This is a genomic window from bacterium, assembly GCA_026129405.1.
GTDB lineage: Bacteria > Desulfobacterota > Binatia > DP-6 > DP-6 > JAHCID01.
This window is the reverse complement of sequence record JAHCID010000002.1, coordinates 455,964-479,837: the sequence shown is the minus strand read 5'-3', so window position 1 is coordinate 479,837 and position 23,874 is coordinate 455,964. Positions and strand designations below refer to the sequence as shown.

General features: G+C 73.4%; 24 protein-coding genes and 3 pseudogenes. 13 read left to right on the top strand and 14 right to left on the bottom strand.

Annotated elements, in window-relative coordinates; all coding sequences use genetic code 11:
- Nucleotides 1-125 precede the first annotated feature (125 nt).
- From KIT14_10550 to KIT14_10540, 3 genes are all read left to right on the top strand, one after another.
- The gene (locus KIT14_10550) at nucleotides 126-1,448 is read left to right on the top strand and encodes an anthranilate synthase component I family protein (protein ID MCW5890978.1); all 1,323 of its coding nucleotides are present in this window, start codon (nucleotides 126-128) and stop codon (nucleotides 1,446-1,448) included.
- Nucleotides 1,433-2,302, top strand: coding sequence for an aminotransferase class IV (locus KIT14_10545; GenBank protein ID MCW5890977.1), 870 nt, complete (start codon nucleotides 1,433-1,435; stop codon nucleotides 2,300-2,302). Before KIT14_10550 ends, KIT14_10545 begins: the two co-directional genes overlap by 16 nt.
- Nucleotides 2,303-2,384: 82 nt before the next feature.
- Complete coding sequence (locus tag KIT14_10540; protein MCW5890976.1) at nucleotides 2,385-3,809, top strand: amino acid permease; 1,425 nt, start codon at nucleotides 2,385-2,387, stop codon at nucleotides 3,807-3,809.
- 33 nt (nucleotides 3,810-3,842) lie between these two features.
- Here KIT14_10540 and KIT14_10535 read toward each other — a convergent pair whose 3' ends face one another.
- Complete coding sequence (locus KIT14_10535) at nucleotides 3,843-5,021, bottom strand: beta-lactamase family protein (protein ID MCW5890975.1); 1,179 nt, start codon at nucleotides 5,019-5,021, stop codon at nucleotides 3,843-3,845.
- Between the two features lie 59 nt (nucleotides 5,022-5,080).
- Nucleotides 5,081-5,260, bottom strand: coding sequence for a hypothetical protein (locus KIT14_10530; protein ID MCW5890974.1), 180 nt, complete (start codon nucleotides 5,258-5,260; stop codon nucleotides 5,081-5,083).
- 216 nt (nucleotides 5,261-5,476) lie between these two features.
- Here KIT14_10530 and KIT14_10525 point away from each other — a divergent pair, with 216 nt between their 5' ends.
- The 4 genes and pseudogenes from KIT14_10525 to KIT14_10510 all read left to right on the top strand — a co-directional run bounded on the left by KIT14_10525 (nucleotide 5,477) and on the right by KIT14_10510 (nucleotide 7,777).
- Nucleotides 5,477-5,899 (top strand): TraR/DksA family transcriptional regulator, encoded by a 423-nt coding sequence (locus KIT14_10525; protein MCW5890973.1) that lies wholly within the window; start codon nucleotides 5,477-5,479, stop codon nucleotides 5,897-5,899.
- A 177-nt stretch (nucleotides 5,900-6,076) separates the two neighbouring features.
- A pseudogene (locus KIT14_10520) lies at nucleotides 6,077-6,712 on the top strand (BON domain-containing protein).
- Entirely contained in the window at nucleotides 6,701-7,246 is a 546-nt protein-coding gene (locus tag KIT14_10515) for a BON domain-containing protein (protein MCW5890972.1), read from the top strand. The pseudogene KIT14_10520 and the gene KIT14_10515 overlap by 12 nt, the downstream one beginning before the upstream one ends.
- 96 nt (nucleotides 7,247-7,342) lie before the next feature.
- Nucleotides 7,343-7,777 carry a BON domain-containing protein gene (locus KIT14_10510; protein MCW5890971.1) on the top strand — a complete coding sequence of 145 codons (435 nt, stop codon included), beginning with the start codon at nucleotides 7,343-7,345 and terminating at the stop codon, nucleotides 7,775-7,777.
- Nucleotides 7,778-7,798: 21 nt separating this feature from the next.
- On the opposite strand, the gene KIT14_10505 is transcribed toward KIT14_10510, so the two are convergent.
- The 3 genes and pseudogenes from KIT14_10505 to KIT14_10495 form a co-directional block, all read right to left on the bottom strand.
- A complete protein-coding gene (locus KIT14_10505) occupies nucleotides 7,799-8,899 on the bottom strand; it encodes a ferritin-like domain-containing protein (protein ID MCW5890970.1) in 1,101 nt (366 codons plus the stop codon).
- Nucleotides 8,900-9,408: 509 nt separating this feature from the next.
- Nucleotides 9,409-9,639: pseudogene (locus KIT14_10500) on the bottom strand (FadR family transcriptional regulator).
- A gap of 76 nt (nucleotides 9,640-9,715) precedes the next feature.
- A complete protein-coding gene (locus KIT14_10495; protein ID MCW5890969.1) occupies nucleotides 9,716-10,138 on the bottom strand; it encodes a hypothetical protein in 423 nt (140 codons plus the stop codon).
- Nucleotides 10,139-10,272: 134 nt separating this feature from the next.
- Between KIT14_10495 and KIT14_10490 the strand changes: the two genes are divergently transcribed.
- Together KIT14_10490 and KIT14_10485 are read left to right on the top strand one after the other, a co-directional pair.
- A complete protein-coding gene (locus tag KIT14_10490) occupies nucleotides 10,273-10,941 on the top strand; it encodes a TVP38/TMEM64 family protein (GenBank protein MCW5890968.1) in 669 nt (222 codons plus the stop codon).
- Between the two features lie 40 nt (nucleotides 10,942-10,981).
- Nucleotides 10,982-11,320, top strand: coding sequence for a YajD family HNH nuclease (locus KIT14_10485; protein MCW5890967.1), 339 nt, complete (start codon nucleotides 10,982-10,984; stop codon nucleotides 11,318-11,320).
- 85 nt (nucleotides 11,321-11,405) lie between these two features.
- Here KIT14_10485 and KIT14_10480 read toward each other — a convergent pair whose 3' ends face one another.
- Genes KIT14_10480 through KIT14_10470 form a run of 3 tightly spaced genes read right to left on the bottom strand, consistent with a single transcriptional unit; the run spans nucleotide 11,406 to nucleotide 15,389 of the window.
- Nucleotides 11,406-12,407 (bottom strand): ABC transporter permease, encoded by a 1,002-nt coding sequence (locus tag KIT14_10480; protein MCW5890966.1) that lies wholly within the window; start codon nucleotides 12,405-12,407, stop codon nucleotides 11,406-11,408.
- A gap of 2 nt (nucleotides 12,408-12,409) precedes the next feature.
- Entirely contained in the window at nucleotides 12,410-13,375 is a 966-nt protein-coding gene (locus tag KIT14_10475) for an ABC transporter permease (GenBank protein ID MCW5890965.1), read from the bottom strand.
- A 13-nt stretch (nucleotides 13,376-13,388) separates the two neighbouring features.
- A complete protein-coding gene (locus tag KIT14_10470; protein MCW5890964.1) occupies nucleotides 13,389-15,389 on the bottom strand; it encodes a peptide ABC transporter substrate-binding protein in 2,001 nt (666 codons plus the stop codon).
- A 111-nt stretch (nucleotides 15,390-15,500) separates the two neighbouring features.
- Here KIT14_10470 and KIT14_10465 point away from each other — a divergent pair, with 111 nt between their 5' ends.
- Nucleotides 15,501-16,769, top strand: a complete 1,269-nt coding sequence (locus KIT14_10465) for a metallophosphoesterase (protein ID MCW5890963.1) — start codon at nucleotides 15,501-15,503, stop codon at nucleotides 16,767-16,769.
- Nucleotides 16,770-16,785: 16 nt separating this feature from the next.
- On the opposite strand, the gene KIT14_10460 is transcribed toward KIT14_10465, so the two are convergent.
- The 5 genes and pseudogenes from KIT14_10460 to KIT14_10440 form a co-directional block, all read right to left on the bottom strand.
- On the bottom strand, nucleotides 16,786-17,034 hold the full coding sequence (locus KIT14_10460; GenBank protein ID MCW5890962.1) for a hypothetical protein: 249 nt from the start codon (nucleotides 17,032-17,034) through the stop codon (nucleotides 16,786-16,788).
- Nucleotides 17,034-17,372 (bottom strand): hypothetical protein, encoded by a 339-nt coding sequence (locus tag KIT14_10455; GenBank protein ID MCW5890961.1) that lies wholly within the window; start codon nucleotides 17,370-17,372, stop codon nucleotides 17,034-17,036. The genes KIT14_10460 and KIT14_10455 overlap by 1 nt, the downstream gene beginning before the upstream one ends.
- A 50-nt stretch (nucleotides 17,373-17,422) precedes the next feature.
- Nucleotides 17,423-18,571, bottom strand: a complete 1,149-nt coding sequence (locus tag KIT14_10450) for an acyl-CoA dehydrogenase family protein (protein MCW5890960.1) — start codon at nucleotides 18,569-18,571, stop codon at nucleotides 17,423-17,425.
- Between the two features lie 7 nt (nucleotides 18,572-18,578).
- On the bottom strand, nucleotides 18,579-19,244 hold the full coding sequence (locus KIT14_10445) for a TetR/AcrR family transcriptional regulator (protein ID MCW5890959.1): 666 nt from the start codon (nucleotides 19,242-19,244) through the stop codon (nucleotides 18,579-18,581).
- A gap of 143 nt (nucleotides 19,245-19,387) precedes the next feature.
- Nucleotides 19,388-20,094: pseudogene (locus KIT14_10440) on the bottom strand (HAD hydrolase-like protein).
- A gap of 57 nt (nucleotides 20,095-20,151) precedes the next feature.
- On the opposite strand from KIT14_10440, the gene KIT14_10435 reads away from it, so the two are divergent.
- Together KIT14_10435 and KIT14_10430 are read left to right on the top strand one after the other, a co-directional pair.
- Nucleotides 20,152-21,036, top strand: coding sequence for an alpha/beta hydrolase (locus KIT14_10435; protein MCW5890958.1), 885 nt, complete (start codon nucleotides 20,152-20,154; stop codon nucleotides 21,034-21,036).
- A 105-nt stretch (nucleotides 21,037-21,141) separates the two neighbouring features.
- Entirely contained in the window at nucleotides 21,142-22,449 is a 1,308-nt protein-coding gene (locus KIT14_10430) for a sensor histidine kinase (protein ID MCW5890957.1), read from the top strand.
- 111 nt (nucleotides 22,450-22,560) lie between these two features.
- Here the strand turns inward: KIT14_10430 and KIT14_10425 are convergent, their stop codons facing one another.
- Nucleotides 22,561-23,109, bottom strand: coding sequence for a nucleoside deaminase (locus KIT14_10425; GenBank protein MCW5890956.1), 549 nt, complete (start codon nucleotides 23,107-23,109; stop codon nucleotides 22,561-22,563).
- A 160-nt stretch (nucleotides 23,110-23,269) separates the two neighbouring features.
- On the opposite strand from KIT14_10425, the gene KIT14_10420 reads away from it, so the two are divergent.
- Nucleotides 23,270-23,863, top strand: a complete 594-nt coding sequence (locus tag KIT14_10420; GenBank protein MCW5890955.1) for a hypothetical protein — start codon at nucleotides 23,270-23,272, stop codon at nucleotides 23,861-23,863.
- The last annotated feature ends 11 nt before the right edge of the window (nucleotides 23,864-23,874 follow it).

The following is a 23,874-nucleotide window of genomic DNA, read 5'->3' as shown; positions in this document are numbered from 1 at the left end:
CGTCCCGACACCGCTCGCGTCAACGATGCACGCGCGGTCCGGCGCGAATCGCGCTTCGCCGCCCGCGCCGCGGGCACGCCGGACCGCCTTGACCCCGCCGGGACCCGCCCCTAGACGGGGTGGCCGTGCCGCTCCTGCCGCTCGTCGCGCGCCGCGACCCGCTCGAGATGCTGGCCGCCGTCGGCGGCGAGCCGGGCGCGATGCTGCTCGACCTGCCGGACCCGATCCACCCGGTCACGCTGATCGGCTGCCGGCCGGTGGACGAGCTGCGGATCGCAGCGGACGAGCGCGAGCCGCTCGCGCGCCTGGCGCGGTTCGTGGCGGCGGCGCCGCCGGTGGGCGACCTGCCCTTTCCGCTCGGCGGCGGGGTGGTCGCCTGCCTCACCTACGAGCTCGGTACGGCGATCGCGTCCCGGCCGTTGCCGATCCGCACCACGGGTCCGCTGGCGGTGCTGCGACGCTACGACCCGCTCGTCGTCTACGACCGCACGCGGCGGCAGTACGCGCTGGCGACGAGCGACCCGTCGCGCTGCGTCCCCTGGCTCGATCGCCTCGCGGCGCCCGTGGTCGCCGCCGACGCGGCGCTCGCCGCCGGTCCGCTCGCCGCCGGCATGACGCCGGCCGCGCACCACGCCGCCGTGGAGCGCATCCGCGCGCTGCTCGCCGCCGGCGACTGCTACCAGGTGAACCTCACCCTGCCCTTCACCGCGCCGCTCGCCGGCCCCGCGTGGGCACTCTTCGCGCGGCTCGCGCGGCGGCACCCCGTCGCCGGCGGCGCCTACCTCGACCTCGGCGACGCCCAGGTGGTCTGCAACTCGCCGGAGCTGCTGCTGCGTGTCCGCGGCCGCGACGTGCTGACCCGCCCGATCAAGGGAACGCGGCCGCGCGGCGACGACGCCGTGCGCGACGCCGCGCTCGCCGCCGAGCTGCGCCGCGACCCGAAGGAGCGCGCCGAGCACGTCATGATCGTCGACCTCGAGCGCAACGACCTCGGGCGCGTATGCACGCCCGGCTCGGTGCACGTACCGCGCTTCGCGGCGCTCGAGAGCCACGCGACGCTGCACCACCTCGTCTCGGACGTCGCCGGCACGCTGCGCCCCGAGGTCACGCTCGCCGACCTGCTCGCGGCGACGTTCCCCGGCGGCTCCATCACCGGCGCCCCGAAGCAGCGTGCGATGGAGGTCATCGCCGAGCTCGAAACCGGGCCGCGCGGAGTCTACTGCGGCGCGCTCGGTCTGCTCGCCGCGAACGGCGACGCGGAGCTGACGCTGCCGATCCGCACCGGCACCGTCGCCGGCGGCGGCGTGCGCTGGCATGCCGGCGGCGGCATCGTCGCCGACTCCGATCCCGCGCGCGAGCACGCCGAGGCCTGGCTCAAGACCGCCGCGCTGCGCCTGGCCCTGGGCGAGCCCGACGTGGCCGCGTGGGAGCGATGCTCGTCTGGCTGAACGGCCGCTGGCTCGCGGCGCGCGACGCCCGCGTCTCGGCGCTCGACCGCGGCCTCCTCCACGGCGACGGGCTCTACGACACGTGGCGCACGTACGGCGGCGTGCCGTTCGCGGTCGACGCCCACGTGCGCCGGCTCGCGGCCGCGTGCCGCATCCTGCGCCTGCCGCCGCCCGGCGACGCCGCGACGTGGGCCCGGCGCGCCGCCGACCTCGTACGGCGCAACCGCATGGCCGACGGCACCGTGCGCCTCACCATCACGCGCGGCCTCGCCGGCGACGGCCCGCTGCCGGCGCGGACGCCGGTCCGCCCGACCCTGCTCCTCACCGCCCGCGCACTGCCGCTCGATCTGGCCGCGCAGCAGACGCGCGGCATCGCCGCCGTGCTGCTGCCGTTCCCGCGCGACGTCGGGCCGTGGTGGGCCGGCGTCAAGCTGATCGGCCACGCGAGCGCGGTCGTCGGCAAGATGTACGCGCGCGCGCGCCGCGCCGCCGAGGGCCTGTACGTGACGCCGGAGGGCGAGGTCACCGAGGCGACGACCGCCAACCTCTTCCTCGTCGAGCGCGGGATGCTCGTGACGCCGCCCACCGGCGGCGGCGTCCTCGGCGGCGTCACCCGCGGCCTCGTCCTGCGCGCCGCGCGCCGCGCCCGCCTCGCGGTGCGCGAGGAGCCGATTCCGGTCGCACGCCTGCGCCGCGCCGCGGAGGTCTTCGTCACGGCGTCGACGATCGAGATCCTGCCGGTCGTGCGGCTGGAGGGCGACGCCGTGGGCGGCGGCGAGCCGGGCCCCGTCACCCGGCGCCTCCAGGCGTCCTACGCCGCGCTGGTCGCGGCCAGCCTGCGCCGCGCGCACTGAGCCGGCGCGCCTTGCAGGGAAGCGGTGATCCTGTTAGCGGCGGCGCCGCCGAGGAGGGACGACGATGACGCTGTGGCGCCAGATGCTCACCCGCAAGCCGGTCTCGGTGCTCCTGGCCGAGGTCGACGGCGACCACGGCCTGCGGCGTGTCCTCGGACCCGTCGCGCTGACCTCGCTCGGCGTCGGCTGCATCATCGGCGCCGGCATCTTCGTCCTCACCGGGCTCGCCGCGAACCAGTTCGCCGGTCCGGGCCTGACGCTCTCGTTCGTCGTCGCCGGTCTCGGCTGTACGCTCGCGGCGCTGTGCTACGCCGAGTTCGCCTCGACGGTGCCGGTCGCGGGCAGCGCCTACACGTACGCGTATGCGACGCTCGGCGAGCTGATGGCCTGGATCATCGGCTGGGATCTCGTGCTCGAGTACGCGGTGGCGTCGAGCACGGTCGCGCACGGCTGGTCGCACTACTTCGTGTCGTTCCTCGGCATCTTCGGCATCGAGCTGCCGCCCATGCTGATCGGCAACCCGTTCGACTACGATCCGGTGGCCCACACCTGGTTCGTCACCGGCGCGATCCTGAACCTGCCGGCGGCGCTGATCGTGCTGCTGATGACCACGATCCTCGTCGTCGGCATCAAGCAGAGCGCCAACTTCAACGCCGCGATGGTGATCCTGAAGGTCGCCGTGGTGCTCTTCGTGATCATCGTAGGCGCCGGCTACGTCGAGACGAAGAACTGGGACCCGTACCTGCCCTACGGCTGGGAGGGCGTGTTCAAGGGGTCGGCGTACATCTTCTTCGCCTACATCGGCTTCGACTCGGTCTCGACGCACGCCGAGGAGGCGCGCAACCCGCAGCGCGACGTGCCGATCGGCCTGATCGCGTCGCTGCTCATCTGCACGGTCCTCTACATCGGCGTCGCCGCCGTGCTGACGGGCATGGTGCGATACGACCAGATCGACATCCACGCCCCGGTGGCGCTGGCCTTCGGGGCGCGCGGGCTGCACGTCGCCGAGTTCCTGATCTCGGTCGGCGCCGTGGTCGGCATCACCAGCGTGCTGCTCGTGCTCATGCTGAGCCAGGCGCGCATCCTGCTGGCGCTCGCGCGCGACGGCCTCATCTCCCGGCGCATCTTCGGCGCCGTCCACCCGCGCTTCCGCACCCCGCACCGCGCGACCATCCTGACGGGCATCTTCGTGGCGACGGTCGCGTCGATCCTGCCGCTGAAGCTCCTCGCCGACCTGGTCAACATCGGCACGCTATTCGCGTTCGTCGTGGTGTGCGCGGCGGTGATGGTGCTGCGCTACACGCATCCCGAGGTGCACCGCCCGTTCCGCACGCCGCTGATGCCGCTGGTGCCGATCGGCGGCATCGTGATCAACGCCTACATGATGCTGAACCTGGGCTGGGAGAACTGGGTGCGGCTCGCCGGCTGGCTGGCGCTCGGCCTCGTCATCTACCTCGTGTACGGTCGCCACCACAGCCGCCTCGCGCAGGCCGGCAAGGCGGTCTGAGCCGAGGTTCTTGGTCGGCGGCCGGGGCTTCCGTCAGGCGCCGAGCGTCTCGTAGGCTGCGTTCGCGAGCCGCGTCGCGCGCGGGTCGACGAGGATGTGCGGGCCGAGGCGGTTCATCACGTAGCCGAAGCCCACGCCCGCCTCGGGGTCGGCGAAGCCGAGGTGCCCGCCGGCGCCCGGATGGCCGAAGGAGCCGGTGCCCGGTCCGAAGCGGGTGTCGGGGGCGTCCTGCGGCAGCATGAAGCCGAGGCCGAAGCGCGTCGAGACGCCGAGGACGAGGTCGGGCCCGACGGACTGCTCGGTGCGCATCGCGTCGATCGTCTCGCGCCCGGCCAGCCGCACGCCGTCCTGCTCGCCGCCGCGGGCCAGCACGCCGTAGGCGCGGGCGAGATCGCGCGCGCCCGCGTGCCCGTTGGCGCCGGGGATCTCGGCGCTGCGCCACGCCGGCAGGTTGGGGCCGTGGGCCAGCGAGATCGGGTTCATGAAGGCGCGCGCGGCGACGCCCTCCGGGTCGGACATGATCACGGCGGCGAGCCGCGGCCCCTCGAACTCCGGCGGCGGCATCGGGATCATGGTCAGGTCGGCGGCGCGCCCGTGATGCGACTCGTCGAGCCCGATGTGGAAGTCGAGCCCGAGCGGGCCGGCGACCTCGTCACGGAAGAAGGTCCCGAGGCTCCTGCCGCTCACCCGCTTCACCACCTCGCCGACCAGCCACCCGAAGGTGACGGCGTGGTAGCCGTGCGTGCTCCCGGGCTCCCACCACGGCGTCTCCGCGGCGAGGGCGGTGGTCATCGCGTTCCAGTCGTACAGCGCCGATTCCGGCAGCATCGGCTTCACTGCCGCCAGGCCGGCACGGTGCGAGAGCAGCCAGCGGACGGGGATGCGGCCCTTGTCGCCCTGCGCGAACTCCGGCCAGTAGCGCGCGACCGGTGCGTCGAGATCGACGCGCCCGGTCTCGACCAGCCGGTGCAGGCAGAGCGCCGTCATGCCCTTCGTGCACGAGTACACGTTGGCGATGGTGTCGCGCTGCCAGGGACGCGTGCGGCCTGGGTCGGCCCAGCCGGCCCACAGGTCGACCACGAGGCGGCCGTCTGCGACCACCGCGACGGCGGCGCCGATCTCGTCCTGGTCGGTGAAGTTGGCCGCGAAGGCGTCGCGGACGGCGGCGAAGCGGGGGTCGCAGGTTCCGTGGATCTCGGCAGCGGCGGACATGCCGCCGCTTCTAGGGGCTCGGCCCCGGGGGCACAACCCGGCGCCGCCGTCGCCGCGCGTCAGGGGTCGAGCGCGCGGCGTATGCCCGGCAGCCCGTCGCTCCAGGTCGCCGCGACGGCGTCCTGGAGATCGCGCAGGCGCTCGGCGCGGTGGCGCTCGACGCGACGCCGGATCGCCTCGCGCAGGCAGGCGTCGCGCTCGGCGCGCAGGGCGTGGGACGGGGTGAAGCTCGCGGTCATGATGCGGTCCTTTCGGGCGAGTGCGGTGGGCTGCGCGACGAAGCATGCGCCGTGCCACTGCGTCCGCCGCGTCGGCCTGGCGTCGTGCTACGGAGCCAACCGGCAGTTTGTAGAACGTCACCGCAGCGACGGCGTCGCTCGGCCGTCGGAGGTCGCCGCCGCCGCCGTCGTTACCGTGCCGCGAGAGCGGCACGCCGCCTGCAGGGCGGCACTGCCATGACCTCCCACCACCTCCGCGAGCTCACCGAAGCCCTCGAGACCGCCCGCCGTGTGCGGATGGCCGAGAAAGCCGGCACCGAAGACGACCTGCGCGTCATCGCCTCCGAGAAGGAAGCCGAGATGGAGGAGCGCGCGCAGGAGGAGCGCACCGCCAGCATCCTCGTCTCGCTGAGCGCACACGACCAACGCGCCATCGCCGACATCGACCGCGCGCTCGCGCGCGTCGAAGACGGGACGTACGGCGAGTGTGAGGGCTGCGAGAATCCGATCCCGATCGCCCGGCTGCGGGCGATCCCGACGGCCCGCCGCTGCATCGAGTGCCAGGAGGCCGAGGAGCGGCGCCAGGCGTCGCACGCGACGCGCGCGCCGTCTCCAGGCACGGGCTATGCGGCGGAGGCCGACGCCTTCGACGAGATGTGACCTTCTGCCGCGCGCGGATGCAGAAATGCCGGCGGCATTGGACAAGATGCAACCTCGCGCCGCGGGCGAGCGCCGCGCCCGCGGGCGCTTCCCTCGTCGCCGGGGACGGCACCTCGCTTGCTGCCGTGGAACGGCAGCGGCCGACGGCCGCAACCATCGACCAGGAGGTGTGCAGCGATGGAACGTCACCACGACGGCGAGCAGGAGCATCGCCGCGGTGCCTGGGACCGCGACGCCGGCCGCCGCTTCCGCGACCACGACGAGCAGGACTTCACCCGCCGCAGCTTCGCGCCATCGCGCGAGCGCGACTTCCGCGACGACGATCTGCGCGACGAGGACCATCCGTATCGTCCCGCAGGCGGTCGCGGCGGCGCAGACTTCGACATGCGGCGCGTGCGCCGCTTCGAGGAGCAGCACTTTCCCGAGGACCGGACCTGGCGCCCGGGCGGCGAGCGCCACCTCCAGTCCGACTACGGCGGCCATCACAGCGCCGAGGGCTGGCGCGAGCAGCACGGCTGGGGACGCGACGTCCCCCGTGACCTCTACCCCGACTCCGACCCGTACGGCGGTCGCTTCTCCGGTCGGGGGCCGAAGAGCTACCAGCGCGGCGACGAGCGCATCCGCGAGGACGTGTGCGACCGCCTCACCGCCGATGCGCACGTCGACGCCAGCGAAGTCACCGTCTCGGTGCGCGCGGGCGAGGTGACCCTCGAAGGGACCGTCGACGATCGCCGCGCCAAGCGGCGGGCCGAGGACTGCGTCGAGGGGGTGGCAGGCGTCCGGCAGGTGCACAATCGCCTGATGGTCCAGACGCAGAACCGCAGCGACGAGGAGATGCAGCCGTTCGAGTGGGGCGGCGAGCGCGGCTGGCGGGGCTTCGAGCCGTCGGCCGGCCGCGGCGGCTTCGCCACCCGCGCGCACCGTGAGCCGTCGTCGCATCGCGGCGCCCCGAGCGCCCGGATGCACGACGAGCAGCGCAGCGCATGGCTGGGCGAGGAGCCGGGCCGCTTCGGCAACCGCGGCCCGAAGGACTACCAGCGCTCCGACGACCGCATCCGCGAGGACGTGTGCGACCGCCTCACCGCCGACACCGCGGTCGACGCCACGAACCTCACCGTGACCGTGAAGGACGCCGAGGTGACGCTCGAAGGCACCGTCGACGACCGCGGCATGAAGCGCCGCGCCGAGGACTGCGCCGACCACGTCCCCGGCGTCCGCCAGGTGCACAACCGCCTGCTGGTGCAGCCGCAGCACGGCATCGCGGGCGAGCCGGCGACCTCGATCGGCACGGCGGCCAGCGCCGCAGCGACGGGCGGCACCGCCGCCACCGGCAGCGGCCGCGGCTGACGCCGGGACCGGTTTGTAGAACGTGCGCCCGGCCCGACGCCGTGGCCACGCAGACACGGGCCGTGCCGCAGTGGCACGGCCCGTGCTGTCTCCGGCATGACGCGCCTACCGACCGCCCTGCTGGCCACCGCGCTCCTCGTCGCCCCGGCCGCCGCGCGCGACGCGGACACCCCGCCCGCCCTGAACGACCCGGCCGTCGGCTCGGAGCGTGCGCCGGGCACCCACACCGGAAGCGCGCAGGAGCGCTTCGAGGCGGAGACCCGGCCGAAGAGCGACGACATGCTCGCGACCGCGGTACACGAGGAGCTCGTGCGCGACTCGCGGGTCGTGTCGGGTCGCATCCGCGTCGAGGCGCGCGAGGGTGTCGTCACCCTCCAGGGCGAGGTCGACAGCAACGCCGTGCGTGACGCCGCCGCCGAGACGGCGCAGCGCGTGAACGGCGTGCGCCGGGTGGAGAACGCGCTCACCGTGTCCGCGACGGCGGCGCCGGCGCCCGGGACGTCGCCGATCCCCGAGCGTCAGGCGCCGTGACGCGGTCGGGCCTGTCGTCCCCTACGACACCTCGCCGAGGACCCAGCGCGCGGTGTCCTCGGGCAGCGTCGGCAGGTGCTTCAGGAAGTCCTCGACGTTGTCGCCGACGAGCTTGGCGCCGAGGTTGTGGCGCAGGAACTCGTGATAGCGCGCCGCGACGCGCTCGGAGAGCAACCCGCAGCGACGCAGCGTCGGGATCACGAAGCCCTGCACCGGCCCGAGACGGCGGCCCGGGCTCTGGCTCGCCGTCAGCGCCTCGCGCTCGCGGTGCAGACAGGCGAACAGCTCGGCGACGTCGATGCCGATCTCGCCCCACGTCTCCATGAGCGCCGCGGCGAGGCCCTGCTGCTTGCGGTTGTCGACCACCGCCTGGGCGGCGTCGAGCGCGAAGTCCTCGAGGTCCTCGAGCTCCGCCGCCGACAGCTCGGGCACGCAGCGCTCGACGTACTGCACGCCGTAGGCGTGGTGGCGCGACTCGTCGCGCGCGACGTAGGTGAGCAGCTCCTTCAGCAGCGGCTCCTCGGTGAGGTTGCGCATGTCGCGGAAGCTGTAGAGCGCGAGGCCCTCGATGACGATCTGCATGCCGACCAGCTTCTTCAACCAGTCGCCCGTCTCGAGGGTGGCGTCGAGGACGCGCTTCAGCGCCGGCGCGATCGGGCGCACGCTGTCGAGCTTGTCGATGTAGCGCGCGAACACCTCGACGTGGCGCGCCTCGTCCATCGTCTGCGTCGCGGCGTAGAACTTGGCGTCGGTGTGCGGCACCGCGTTCACGAGCTGCGCCGCGACCATGAGCGCGCCCTGCTCGCCGTGGAGGAAGTTCGAGAGCCGGAACGCCGCCGTGCGCTTGTGCATCTCGAGGACGGTCTCCTCCGGCAGCGACTTCCAGTACGACGTCTCCTCGATCGGCAGCGACGCGCCGAGCGGCGTGGTCGCGAACTTCTTGAGATCGATCTCGCGATCCCAATCGAGGTCACGCACGCCCACCCACTGCGCCTCGGCCGCCTTCACGTAGAGGCGGCGCAGCTCGTCGACCTGCGGCTCGTAGCTCCACTGGTAGACGACCTGCATCGCCGTCGAGAGCCCGGGCTCCTGCGTGTCGGTGGTCAACCTGAAGTCGCTCATCGGGATCCTTTCTTCGTGGTCGCGGCGCGACCGGCGGCGGTGGCCTCCGGATCGCCGACCAGACGGACGAGACGCTGGAGGGCGTCGATGGCCTCGGCGATGCGCCCCGCGTCGATGGCCGCGAGGCAGACGTCGATGACCGGCACGATGCGGCCGGGATCGCGCTTCAGGCGCCGGCGCGCCTCGGCCAGCGGGGCCGAGGCGAGGAACGCGCGCACGCGCCGGGCGAGCATCTGCCAGATGCGGTTGCGGGTCATGTCGGCGACGTGGACGAGCAGGTCGCGGCTGGCGGCGTGGCGCTCCTCGCGGTCGCGATCGGGATCGGCGACGAGGTCGCGCAGGCGGCGCAGCACGTCGAGGTCGGCGGCACGTCGCCGCTCGATGCCGAGCCGCGCCATCTCGACCAGGAGCGGCATCATCACCTCGCCGAACTCGGCGAGGAGCCCACCGTCGACGCGGCCGCCGTGAAAGATCATCGGCGCGAGCACGTCGAGCGAGGCGTCGACCAGCGGCCGCACGGTGGTGCCGTCGCCCTGGCGCACGACCACGAGGCCGAGACCCTCGAGCACCTTGAGCGCCTCGCGTACCGAGGTCCGGTTGACGCCGAACTCGGCCGCCAGCTCGCGCTCCGGCGGCAGCTTCGCCCCGGCGGCGAAGCGGCCGTCGAGGATCGCGTCGCGCAGCTGCTCGGCGACGTCCTCGTGGAGACGGCGGCGCGCCGGCGGCCGGAACGGGAGCACGCGGGGCGACGGCACTGGGTGGGTAGCCTAGCCAATGGTCCAACCAATTGTCAAGCCGCGCGGCCGCCGGCGCCGGTCAGTCGCCGCGGCGCTCGAGCGGCTCCATGTGCCAGCGCGCCAGCGGAACGCGGGTCGTCGTGCCCGTCGGTGCAACCAGGGTCAGGGTGACGACGTCGTCCGGGAGCAGCGCCTCCCAGCGCGGCGGCACGTCGCCGTCGCCCCGCAGGCGATGGAAGGCGCCGCGCGGGACGAGGGTGATGCGCCGGCCCGACGGGTCGACCACGAGGTCGAGCAGCGGCGTCCCGCGTACGTGCAGCGTCGCGCGGCGCCCCGCGGCAGCCGACATGCCCATGGCCTGCGGCATGCGGCACGCCGCCCCATCGGCCACGCCGAGCAGCGTCCGGACGGCGGTGCTGGCGCAGGGGTCGAAGCGCTCGATGCCCGGAGTCGCGACCGCGGTGGTGACGCCGACGGGGTGCTCGCCGGTGCCGAGGCGCAACGTGACCGCGCCGGTCGGAGCGCCGCGCCGCGGAGTCGCTTCGTCACCCCGGCCTCCTCGTGCCGCCGAGGCGGCACCGTGGCAAGCCGCATGCGGTTGACCGCTCGCGGCGGAGCCCGTACGCCTGGAGGGAGATGCGCCGCCACGCGCCGGTCCTCCTGGTCGGGATCCTGCTCACCGGTTTGATCCTCGGGCAGGCGCTGCGCGCCTACTACGGCGTCGACTTCTCGCTCCAGGGCATCCGCGACGCCGTGCTGTCCCTCGGCTGGAAGGGACCCGCGATCTACTTCGTGCTGGTCGTCTTCCGGCAGTTCCTCGGCATCCCCGCCCTGCTGATCCTCACCGCCGGCGGCCTCTGCTTCGGACCCGCGATGGGCACCGCGCTCGGCGGCGGCGGCATCATCCTGTCCGGGTTCGCGAAGTTCGGGCTCGCCCGCTGGCTGGGCCGCGAGTGGGTGATCGAGCACCTCGGCGAGGCGTTCCGCCGCTTCGAGCCGCACGTGCAGCGTCTCGGGCCCACGGTGATCGGACTCTCGACGGCGCACCCGTTCGGCATCCTCTCGCCGTTCCACTGGGGCGCCGGGCTGTCGTCGGTGCGGCTCTGGCCGTTCGCGAGCGCGCTGGTGATCGGCGCACCGGTACGGGCGTTCGCGTGCTCTGCCTTCGGCTCGGCGCTGCTCGACGACGATACGACGGGCATGCGCATCCTCGCCGTCCTGCTCTCCCTGTCGCTGCTCCTGCCGCTCATGCTGCCCGGCGTGCGGCGCAAGCTCTTCGGGGCACCCGACGCCGGCGCGTCCTGAGGCGGCTGGCGGGCCGGCACGACCGCGCTATCATCGCCCCATGTCGACCCGCAGCTTCCGCCCGTCGCGCCGCCGCAGCGGGCCGGCGCCCGACACCGCCGCGATCGTGCGCGAGGCGCAGGAGGCCGCACGTGCCCGCAGCCAGGGCTACCGCGAGCGCTCACTCGCGCTGCACGGCTGGATCTGCGGCCGCTGCGCCCGCGAGTTCGATCACGCGACCCTGCACCTGCTCACGGTTCATCACCGCGACGGCAACCACCACAACGATCCGCCCGACGGCAGCAACTGGGAGAACCTCTGCGCCGACTGCCACGAGGCGGAGCACTCGAAGGACGTCCTCGCCGACTGGCTCTCGGGTCGCAGCGACCCGCGGCGCTGAGCGGCGCAGGAGAAGCGGCGCACGGTCCCGATCTGCGCCGCCGCCCATCCCGGCGACCGCTCGCGCGCCGGGTAGGGACGACGGCTCAGGGCTCGGCCCGCGTGCGCGGGTCGAGCACGTCGCGGACGGCGTCGCCGACGAGGTTCACCGCCAGGATGAGCCCGAAGAGCGCCACCGCCGCCGACAGCAGGTTCCACACGATGATCGGGTCGCGCGCCAGCTCGTCGCGCGCCTGATCGATCATCTGCCCCCAGCTGCCCGCGAGCCCGATGCCGAGCCACGAGAGCACCGCCTCGGTGAGCACGAGGCCCGAGAACATCAGCACGAACGTGATGACGACGAGGTGCGCGAGATTCGGCACGACGTGGCGCAGCATGACGTGCGGCGCGCCGGCGCCGAGCGCGCGTGCCGCCGTCACGTAGTCCTGCTCGCGCAGCTTCAGCGTCTCGCCGCGCGCGACGCGGCAGAAGCCGACCCATCCCGTGACCCCGAGCGCGATGCACACCTGCACCGTGCCGTGCCCCATCGCCATGATGAGCGCGATCAGCAGCAGCAGCCCCGGCATCGAGGCGAGCGTCGACATGAGGAAGAAGACGGCGTCGTCGACGCGACCGCCGAGGTAGCCCGCCGAGACGCCGAACAGGAGCGCGATGGGGATGACGATGAGGCTCGTGAGCCCGCCGATCAGGAGCGCGACGCGGGCGCCCTTCAGCGTCAGGTGCAGGACGTCGCGGCCGAGGATGTCGGTGCCGAGGAGATGGCGGCCGGGATAGCGCAGCGGCTCGTCGCCGTAGAAGTCGGTGGTGGCGAGCGGCGCGGAGTAGCTGCGCTCCTGGAAGTCGACGGGGAAGAAGCGGTCGATCACCGTGCGGGGCCGGTAGGCGTCGGCACCGCCGATCCAGGCCACCGAGTCGCCGAGCGCGATCGCCATGTAGAGCCCGACCACCGCCAGCGCGATCGGCCGGCGGCGTGCGATCTGGCGCGCGGCCTGGCGCCCGAGCGGGTTGCGCCACACGGCGCGCCAGAGCAGCGCCGCCACGACGACGAGCAGGAGGACGAGCAGGTTCGACTGGACGTACGGCTCCATCGTCACTCCAGCCGCACGCGCGGATCGACCAGCACGTAGCTCAGATCCGTCAGCACCTGCCCGAGGATGAAGAGCAGCGAGCCGATGTAGACCATCGTGCGCAGGGTCGCGAAGTCGTTGCCGTGGATGGCGTCGACGGTGAGCGCGCCCAGCCCGGGGATGCCGAAGAAGGACTCGAGCAGCATCGAGCCGGTGAACAGGAACGGGATCACCAGCACGACCTGGGTGAGGATCGGGATGAGCGCGTTGCGCAGCACGTGCACCGTCATCACGCGGGCGTCGCCGGCGCCCTTCGCGCGCGCCGTGCGCACGTGGTCGCGTCCCGTCTCCTCGATGAAGACGGTGCGGTAGAAGCGGATGCCCTCGCCCAGCCCCGACACGATGCCGACCAGGACCGGCAACGCGAGGAAGCGCAGGATCACCGCCGGGTTCGGATCGAACCCCGAGATCGGGAACCAGCGCAGGAGCTTGCCGATGAGGAACTGCCCGCCGATGATGTAGAGCAGGATCGACACGCTCATCGCGAGCACGCACAGGACGACGCCGAGCCGGTCGACGTAGGTCTCGCGCAGCAGCGCGACGAGCAGCGCCAGCGCCACGGCGAGCGGGATCTCGAGCAGGAACATCGGCACCGTCAGCGCCAGGCTCGGGCCTGCCCCCTCGCGCAGGCGGCGCGTGATGGGCACGTCGTCGGCGTCGCTGCGGCCGAAGTCGAACGTCAGCATGCGCCGGAAGTGGTCGACGAGGAGCGTGTCGGTCGGCGCCGCGGCGTTCCAGAAGAGCGGCTTGTCGTAGCCGTGGCTGGCGATCCACTGCGCGAGCGCGGCGGGCTGCGCCTTGTCACCCAGGGCGCGGCGCGCGATGTCCTCGGGCGTCGTCACCAGGAAGAAGAGGAGGAAGAGGAAGAGCAGGACGCCGAGGACCGTGACCGCCCCATAGGCGAGCCGCCGGACGAGGTACGAGAGGATCACCGCGACGCCCTCACCGGTTCCTGCGCACCAGCGTCACCACGGCGGGCGCCACGACGGCGATCGCGCCGGCGAGCAGCACCCAGGCGGGCCAGAGCACCGGCTGGTTCCACGCCGTCTGCAGGCGCGCGCGCGTCGCACCGTCGACGTCGCGATACTTGAGCGTCGAGTACGACATGCCGAGCGGCTTCGCGTTCTTCACCCACGCGTGGGTGAGCGTGTAGGTCTCGGGGTAGAAGAGCTCGATCCACGGCCGCTGCTGCTCGAGCAGGGTGCGCATCTCGTCGATGAGGCGCGTGCGCTCGGGGCCGTCCTCGAGGTCGCGCATGCGCAGGAAGAGCGCGTCGTAGTCGGGGTTCTCGAAGTTCGCGGTGTTCGGCCCGCCCTGGCTGCGCGCCATCTTGCTCCAGAGCAGGAAGAGGAAGTTCTCGGGGTCGGGGTAGTCGGCGACCCAGCCCCACATGAAGATCTGATACGTGCCGCGGCGGACCTTGTCCTGGAACTGGTTGTACGACGTCGCGGCGATGGTCACGTCGAGCCCGAGCCGGCTCCAGGCGTCGACGAAGAACTGGTAGCGCAGGCGCCCGCGCGCGCTGGTGTCGCCGGTGTCGAAGGTCAGCTGCAGCGGCCGGCGCGTCGCCGGGTCGATGCCGTCGGGATACCCGGCCTCGGCGAGCACCTGCTTCGCGCGCTCGAGGTTCGGCTGGCGGAACGGGTTCACGTAGGCGGCGTCGTAGCCGAAGACGCCCGGCGGGATCGGCGTCTGCGCCGGCACCGCACGCCCGTTCATGAAGACGCGCGCGAACTCGACGCTGTCGACCGCGAGGCTCATCGCCTGACGCAGCTTGCGGCTCTTCTCGCCCGCCGCGCCGCCGACGACGGCGTCGGTCATGTTGAAGCCGATGTAGTAGACGGCCGGGATCACCGCCTTGTCGAGCTCCATGCCGAGGGCGGCCATGTCGGGCGACAGGCCGCCCTCCTTCACCATGCGCTCGAAGCTCTCCTCGATGACGCCGGAGGCGTCGTAGTAGCCCTGGAGGAACTTGGTGAAGGCCGGGATGTCCTGCCCGTCGAGCGACAGCTCGATGCGGTCGACGAACGGCAGCGGCTTGCCGACGTACTGCGGATCGAGCCAGCCGCGCTCGCGGTCGCCGGGCGCGCCCTCCGACGGATACACCGTGCCCGGCGCGCCCGGGCGGAGCGCGCCGTGCCAGCGCGGGTTACGCTCGAGCACGATGCGACTGCGCTTGTCGTAGAGCGCCAGCCGATACGGCCCCGTTCCGACCGGATGCTCGGCGAAGCCGTCGCGCCCGTCCTCGCCGTTCCACCAGACGATCGCCTCCCAGGGCACGGGCGCCATGAACTCCATCGCCATGAGGTAACGCAGCTGCGGATACGCCTCGGACAGGGCCAGCTCGAGCTCGAGCGGCCCGGTCACGGTGACGCCCTCGATGCCGCCGACCTCGGCGTACTGCCGATCGATGCGCTTCGCCGCGAACGCGGGATCGTCCTTGCGGCGCTGGGCGAGCGCCTGCCCGAACGCCTCGAAGCCGACGAGGCGCACGAGGTTCGGCGCGATCGGGCTGTTCACCTCCGGATCGGCGAGCCGCATGATCGAGAACGCGGCGTCGTCGGCGACGACCGTGCGCGTGCGTGCGCCGGGCGTTCCGACCGCGAAGCAGTCGTCCTCGTGGAACTCGACGTCCGGCCGCAGGCGCAGCCGGTAGACGACGCGACCGTCGGCGCGCGGCTCCGGCTCGGGCATCGTCTCGAGCAGATTCGGGATCAGCCGATAGGGGCGATCGAGGAAGTGGTACTGGAGGAGACCGTCGTAGACCGGCCCGGTGATGACGTGGTCGATCGTGGTGTACGAGACCTGCGGGTCGAGCGTCTTCGGCGGCTCCGAGAAGGACGTGAACAGGATCTTCTTCGCCGACTCGCCGTCCGGATACGGGTTGTTGGTGCAGGCGACCGTCGCGATCACCGCGAGCAGCACCACCCCCACGATCCGCATCGGCGACCGTCATGGCATGGGGCGGCGGCGCGCGCCAACGCGGCGGACGGGAGCCGCGCACCCTCCACGTCGCGCGTGTCCCGCGGGCAGGCTACGATCGATCTCCGCGCCATGCCCGGACTGGTCCCCGCCCTCGCGCTCCTGATCGCCGTCGCGGTCCCGCTGTGGGGCTGGCTCGGGCGCGGGCGGGACTACGGCATCTGGGGCATCGTCATCCTCGCGGTGTCGCTCCCCGGGGCGGTCGCGCTGCACGCCCGGCTCGTCGAGTGGCTGGGGCCGACCGCCGGGCTGGCCGTCACCTGGGGGACGGTCTACGGGCTCTGCGCCGGCGGGCTCCACCTCGCGGCGCTGGTGCGCGCGCGGCTGCGCACGCCGTGGTTCCGCTGGCTCGTCAGCATCCCGGGCATGGCGTTCGTCGCCGCCGGGTTCATCGCCGGGCCATGGCTGCTCGTCCTGTGGCCCGTCCGCGCGCTGTGCACGTTCTTCGGCTGGGACGACGCCCTCGCCGTGCTGCGCTGGCTCGACCTCGCGCCCCTCGTCGTCGTGGCGCTCTCGGTCGGCACCTCGCTGCGCGCCGTCTCCGAGGTCGTCCGCATCCCGATGGGCGGCGACGGGCCGGCCGACCCCACCCGCATCCGGGTCGAGCGCTGGCGCCGGCGCGAGCCCGCCCCCCTGCCCGACCGCCCGCTGCGCATCGTGCAGATCACCGATCCGCACCTCGGCCCCTGGCAGCCCGTGCACCGCCTCCACCGGCGCATCGCCGACCTGGTCGAGCAGGACCCCGACCTCGTGCTGCTCACCGGCGACTTCCTCACCATGGAGGGCGCCGGCACGCCGGGGGCGCTGGCCGAGGCGTTCGCGCCGCTGCGCGCGGTGCAGGAGCGCTGCTTCGCCGTCTTCGGCAATCACGACCACGAGACGCCGGACGAGGTGCGCCACGCCCTCGCGACCAACGGCGTGCGGCTGCTGGTCGACGAGGAGGTCGTGGTCGAGACCGCCGTCGGCCCGGTGCAGATCGTGGGCGCCGACTACGTGGGACGCGGGCGCCGCGAGCACCTGGCCGCGCTCTTCGCCCGGCTGCCGCGCCGCGCGGGCGCGCTGCGGCTCCTCCTCCTGCACGATCCGTCGGCGTGGAAACACGTACCGCACGGCGAGGCCGACCTGACGCTCTCCGGCCACACCCACGGCGGCCAGCTCGGGCTGGTGAGCTTCGGCCTGCACTGGACGGTCCTGGCGCGCACGCCGTGGCCGGACCACGGGCTGTTCCACCACGGGCCGAATCGGCTGTACGTCCACCGCGGAACGGGTTTCTACGGCTTCCCGCTGCGGATCGGCGTGCCCGGTGAGGCGTCGGTGCTCGAGCTCGTGCTCGCGAGCTGAGCGGCGGCGACGGCGCTCAGAGCGCGAGCAGACGCCAGGCGCAGTAGCCGAGCGTCCCGAGCGAGGTGCCCACGAGCAGCGGCACGCGCCGCGGCTGCCCGCCGTAGTGCATGACCAGCGCGCTGATGCCGAACACGATGCCGAGGATGCCGAGCGCCGGCGTCGTGCCGCCGGGGTCCTCGCGCGGCACGATGCCGGAATCGATCGCGACCCAGAGCACGGCGAAGATGCCGGCGGCGATGACGAGGGCGCGTCCCGAGAGCATCAGAAGAGGAGGAACGGCGCGGCCATGGCCCCGAGCGTGACGCCGATCGAGAGCAGCGAGACCGAGACCGACTCGACCTTCTCCATGGTCGTGCCGTCGGCGCTCTCCTCGTCCACCTCGACCATCTCGTCCTCGGACGGGAACTCCTCGTACATCTCGCCGTCGCGCAGCGCCTGGCGCTGGTCCGGCGTCAGGGCCTCCCACATCGACGTGGTCGGCATGCCGAGGCGCGACGCCGAGAAGGTGCGGGCGGGAGCCTCCTTCTTGGCGCGCTGATCCATCCCGCAGGCCCCCCCGAGCAGGGCCACCACCACCGCCACCACGGCCACCCTACGCATGGCGCCGACCATACACCCCCGGCTGGTGGGTCGCGAGCATGGGGTCCGGCCTACCCGAGCCCCATGCGCTTGGCGATGATGACCTTCATGATCTCGTTGGAGCCGGCGTAGATCGTCTGCACGGCGGCGTCGGCGTAGTCCTCCGAGATCGGCGTCTCGCGCATGAAGCCGTAGCCGCCGTGCAGCTGGAGGCACTCCGACGTGACCTTCTTCTGGAGGTCCGTCGTCCACCACTTCGCCATGCTGACCTCGGTGACGATGTCGTCGCCGCGCACGTGCGCCGGCAGCAGCCGGTCGACGAACGCCTGCCCGACCTCGACCTCGGTCGCCATCTCGGCGAGCCGGAACTGGGTGTTCTGGAACGCCGCGATCGACTTCCCGAACGCCTTCCGGTCGCGCACGTACGTGATCGTGTCGTCGAGCGCGCGGCGGCACGAGGCGACGGCGGTGACGGCGATGACGAGCCGCTCCTGCTGGAGCTTCTCCATCAGCATCTTGAAGCCCGAGCCCTCCGTCCCGAGGAGGTTCGACACCGGCACGCGGCAGTCCTCGAAGAAGAGCTCGCTCGTGTCCTGGCCGCGCAGCCCGAGCTTGTCGAGCTTCTTGCCCCGAACGAAGCCGGGCGTGCCCGCCTCGACCAGGATCAGGCTCATGCCCTTGTAGGCCGGCTTCGCCGTCGGGTCGGTCTTGGTGACGACGACGAAGAGGTCGCCGATCTGGCCGTTCGAGATGAACGTCTTGGCGCCGTTCAGGACGTAGTGGTCGCCGTCGCGCCGCGCCGTCGTCTGGATGCCCTGGAGGTCCGAGCCCGCGCCCGGCTCGGTCATGGCGATGCCCATGACGACGTCGCCGCTCACCGCACCCGGCGCCCACCGCTGCTTCTGCGCCGGCGTGCCGTACTCGAGGAGATACGGCAGGCAGATGTCGGAGTGCAGCGGGATCATGATGCCGTGCGCCCGGATGCGGGCGAGCTCCTCGTTGACGATGGCCGCGTAGAGGAAGTCGGCACCGGCGCCGCCGTACTCGATCGGCGCGCACGGCCCGAGCAGCCCCTCCTCGCCCGCGCGCTTCCAGCTCGCGCGGTCGCTCATGCCGGCCTCGTTCCACCCCGCGACACGGGGCGCGAACTCCTTCTCGCAGAATCGGCGAACCTGCTGGCGGAAGAGCTCGTGCTCCTCGCCGAAGACGTCACGTCGCATGATGCTCCTACTTCTTGGGATTGGACCGCGTGCGCCCGCTGCGCGTGACCTCGGCGGCGGTGCGGCGCAGGCGCTCGATGCCGCCGAGGAACAGCTCGGTCGCGAAGCGGCTGGCGCCCTCGACGTCGGGCGGATTGCGCTCGACCATGCGCACCGCCACCTCGAGCGCGACGCCCGCCATCGCGCCGGCGAGGTAGGCGACGTCGATGTTCGGCAGGTCGCCGCGCGCCACCGCCGCCTCGAGGTCCTCGTGCAGCTCGGTGACGCCGGCGAGCAGCGTCGGCTCGCCGGTCATCGCGCGCATCACCGCGTCGTTGCGCCGCACCAGCTCGAACGTCACGCGGTCGTCGGCGACGAACTGGAAGTACGCGTGGTAGGCGCCGCCGACGAACTCCTCGAGCGTGGTGGCGCGATCACGCGCCGCGCGCAGGCGCGCGCGCACCTGGCGCGCGCTCTCCTCGACCAGCTCGCGGAAGATCGACTCCTTGTCCGGGAAGTAGTTGTAGAAGGTCCCGGCGGCGAGGTTCGTGCGGCGGATGATGTCGCGGATGCTGGCGGCGCCGTAGCCGAGCTCGGTGAAGACCTGGCGGGCCGCGGTGAGTATCTCGGCGCGGTTCTGCGCCTTGTTCTGCTCCCGCTTCCCCGTGCGGGAGAGGTGGGCCAGGGCAGCCATGGGGACCGGTTCTAGCGTCCCCGGGCGGGACACCGCCAGCGCCGGAGCGCCGCCGCGGACGACGGCGGCAGCGCGCGCGGCGCGGCCGGGACCGACTCGACGAGCACCGTCGCAGCCTGCGACTCGTGCGGAGCGCCCGTCAATCACGTCCGGCTGCGCGACACCCCGAGCGCCGCCGGCACCGCGGCGTCGGTGAGATCGTCGACCGCGAGATCGGCCCCCGCCGCGCGCAGGGTCGCGGGCGCGACGCCCCCGGTGCCGACGCCGACGCACACCGCGCCGACGGCGCGCGCGGCGGCGACGTCGCGCGGAAGCGGGTCGCCGATGACGACGACGCGGCAGACGGCGAGCGGCGCGCCCAGCAGGTCCGCGCGCCGCGGCGGGCGCCGATGCGCAGCAGCTCGGCGCGGTCGGCGTGGTCGCAGCCGTAGCCGCCGAACGCGAAGTGCGCGTGCAGGCCGGCCCGCTCGAGCTTGAGCGTCGCGCCGCCGCGCACGTTGCCCGTGCCCAGGCCGACGGCGACGTCGCCGCGCCCCCCCACCGCGGCGAGCAGCGCCTCGACCCCGGGCTTCACGTGGAAGCCGGTCGCGCGCGCGAGCTCCTCGGGCAGGACCGCGAGGTAGGCCGCGAGGATGGCGTCGATGCGCGCCGGATCGGGCGCGAGCCCCAAGAGCTCGAGCCCGGTGGCGACGATGAGCGGATCGGTGAAGCCGTTGAACTGGACGTCGTCCAGGTGGTCGGCCCGCCCGCACTCGGCGACGAACGCGCGCTCGACCGCGCGCCGGCCCGCGCCGCCCGCACTGATCAGCGTACCGTCGATGTCGAAGAGCAGGACCGTCGGGCGGCGCACGCACCGACGCTGACATGCGGCTTGCACGAGGTCGAGCGGCCCCGGATGACACGGCCGATGCCGGCCCCGGAGTCGCCGCTCGTCCACCACCTCGACGCCGACGGCGTCACCCTGTGCGTCTTCGAATGGGGCCGCGCCCAGCGCGGCGCCGCGCCGACGATCGTCCTCGCGCACGCGACCGGCTTCCACGCGCGTTGCTGGGACCGCGTCGTCGAGCGGCTCCCCGATCGCCACGTGCTGGCCGTCGACCAACGCGGCCACGGGCGCAGCCGCTATACGGGGCCGGCGCGCTGGGCCGACTTCGGGCGCGACCTGGCCGCCGTCGCGCGTGCGCTCGCGATCCGCGACGCGGTCGGCGTCGGCCACTCGATGGGCGGACACGCGACCACCGACGCCGCCGCGCTGCTGCCCGCCGCCTTCCGGCGTCTCGTGCTGATCGACCCCGTGATCGCGGCGCCCGCGCTGTACGGCACCCGCGCCTGGTCCACCGGCGACGACCAGCACCCGACCGCACGCCGGCGCGACCGCTGGACGTCGCCGGACGAGATGTTCGATCGCTTCCGCACCCGCGCGCCGTTCGACACCTGGGACCCGGGGGTGCTGCGCGACTACTGCGTGCACGGGCTGCGCCCCGACGGCGACGCCTTCGTCCTGGCCTGCGCCCCCGCGTTCGAGGCGAGCGTCTACATGGCCGCCCTCGCCGCCGGACCGATCCACGCGAGCGTGCGCGCGATCGACGTGCCGGTGCTCGTCGTGCGCGCCAAGGAGCCGCGCGATCCCCGCGACCTGCGCGACTTCCGCTACTCGCCCACCTGGCCGCACCTGGCTGCCGCCTTCCGCCACGGCCGCGACCTGCACCTGCCCGATCGCACCCACTTCCTGCCGATGGAGGACCCCGCCTTCGCCGCCGAGCTGATCGTCGAGCCGATCCTGGGTGACTGAACGCCGGACTGCGCAGTCGCGGATTGTGGCCGGCCTCCGGCCGGGGTACAGGGCGACACCCCGTGGACGCGCCCCGCGCCCGCCGGGACACGAGGACGACCGGCCATGGCGGACAGCGGCGAGGGACTGGCGGCGCTCGCGCGGCACCTCGCCGGTCGGCGCGAGGCGCTGCTCGCCGCGTGGCAGCGCCGGGTGGACGCCGACCCGCAGATCACCACCACGTCGACGATGCCGCGGAACCAGTTCCGCGATCACATCCCGGACATCCTCGACGACTTCGCCGCGCGCCTGCGCGCCGCCGGCGCCCCCCGGGCCGACGCGAGCGCCGCGCAGGAGACGCGCGAGGACGCCGCCGCCCACGGGCTGCACCGCTGGCAGCAGGGCTTCCACCTGCGCGAGATCACGCGCGAGTGGGCGCACCTGCACCTCGCCCTCCTCGCCGAGGTGGAGCGCTTCCCGACGCTGGCACCCGACGTCGCCGCAGCGACGATGGTCGCCGCGCGACGCCTGCTCGCCGAGCTCGTCGGCGAGGGGGTCTCCGAGAGTGCGTGCCGCTACTTCGCGCTCCAGCAGACCGAGGCCGAGGGTCAGGTGCGCGACCTCGAGCGCGCGCTCGCCGAAGGCCAGGGCATCGCGCAGCGCCAGGGCGAGGCCTGGCGCGAAGCGGCCCACGACCTGCGCGGCAGCCTCGGCGTGGTGCAGACCGTCACCACCCTGCTCGCGCGCGGCGATGCCGCCGAGGGGCGGCGGCACGAGATGCTCGCGATGCTGAAGCGCGGCATCGACTCGCTCCAGCATCTCCTCGAGGACGTCCTCAGCCTGGCGCGGCTCCAGGCCGGCCACGAGCAGCGCCAGGTTCAGCCCGTCGACGTCGCCGCGCTCCTCACCGAGCTCGCCGCCGGGGCGCGCCCGCTGGCCGACGAGCGCGGCCTCACCCTGGTCGCCTCGGGACCGCCGTCGCTGCCGGTAGCGGGCGACCCGACGAAGATCCGCCGCATCGCCCAGAACCTCCTCCTGAACGCGCTCAAGTACACGCAGGCCGGCCGCGTGACGCTCGTCTGGGGCGACGGCCGCGCCGACGATCCCGAACGCTGGATGCTCTGCGTGGAGGACACCGGGCCGGGACTCGAGGCAGGGCCCGCCGCGGCCGTCGCCGGCGCGCTGGCCGCGGCCACCGCCGAAACGCTCGCCGCACCGGACGCGGTGCCGGGCCGACCGTCGACCGGGCGGCCGGCCTCGACGACGGCCCTCGCCGCCGCGAGCCGGCCCGGCGAGGGCATCGGGCTCGCGATCGTGAAGCGGCTCTGCGAGCTCCTCGACGCCACGCTCGAGGTCCACACCGAGGCCGGCCGCGGCACGCTCGTCGCGGTGATCCTGCCGCGCACCTATCCCGACGCGCCGGCCGGCGGCTGACCCGGTCGACGAGACGCATCCGGGGCGGGAGCGCGGCCGTCGAGGCGAGCGGCGGCGGCAGCTCCCGCCCGCGCGACCCGCGCCGACGCGGCCGCCGCGCGCGGCCCGAGCTCACTCGTGGAAGAGCCGCAGGCACTCGTCGCGCAGGACGCCGCCGGCGATCGCCATCGTCGGATGGGCCTCGCGCAGCGAGGCGTAGAGCTCGTCGGGCTCGATGCGCACCGAGCGCCAGGTGAAGACGGGACCCGCGTGCGCGCGTCCCCAGGCGCCGATGTCGTCCTGCGAGCAGCCGTAGGCGACGCCCGCCACCTTCGTCCACACGCACATCGAGAGGCACATCGGACACGGGGCGTGGGTCGCATAGAGCACGGCGCCGGGCCGCAGATGCCGGTGCCCCTCGCGCATCGCCGCCTTGCGCAGGCAGGCGAACTCGGCGTGGCCGGCGGGATCGCCGTACGTCACCACTTTGTTGCCCGAGGCCGTGACGATGGCGCCGTCGCGCACCAGCACGGCGCCGAAGGCGTAGTCGCCGCGCTCGCGCGAGACGTGGGCCACACGGATCGCCTCCTCCATCCAGCGGGGGTCGGGATGCCCGGCCGGAAAGGGATTCGGCGGCGGCGCCGCGTCCGCGCCGCGCAGCGATGGGGGATCCCCGGGCACCTGCGCCTCCTTGCCCGGCCGGCCGGCGCCGCGCAATCCCGCCCGCGACGCCGGCGGCTCCCCAGGTCCGGGGGTTCCCTGAAGTACCGCCGACCGCCGCTCGCGGCGATGCAAAAGCGGTTGACAGCACGGCGCGATCCACGGAACGTCCGCACAGCGCATGGGCGACGACGCCGCCACCCCCGACAGCACCACCGCCCTGGAGCAGCTCCAGGTGACGCTGACCGCGGCGCTCAGCCTGGCCACCGATCTGTCGAGCAACGCGCTCCTCCAACGCCTGCTCGCGGTCTTCCGTGCGATGCCCGCCGACGACCGCCCGGTCATCATGGGCGTGCTGGAGCGCGAGGTGCTCGGCCGACTCCTCGCCCGCGGCACGGAGCGGAACGTCGGCCAGACCACGCATCCGAACCCGAACGCGCGGCTCTACGTGCGCGCGCACGAGTCGGACTACGAGCGCCGCCTGTTCGATCGCAAAGGGATGATGATCGCCGACGTCCGCGCGATGCGCATCGCGCCGATCATCCGCGACATCCCCGCCGTCCGCGAGCTGTTCCGGGAGGCGATGGCGGAGGCGCTCGGGCAGGTCGAGCCGCACCTGTGGAGCGTCGCCGAGGACCTCCTGCACGACGTGCTCGGCTGCATCGCCGACGCCCGCGCCGCGGCACGGCCGCCGGACGGCCCGTCGGACCCGCCCGTCGCCGGTGCCGATCCCGATCCGCCGCCGAGCCGCGACACCGGCAAGCGCCGATCCTGAGCGGACACTCT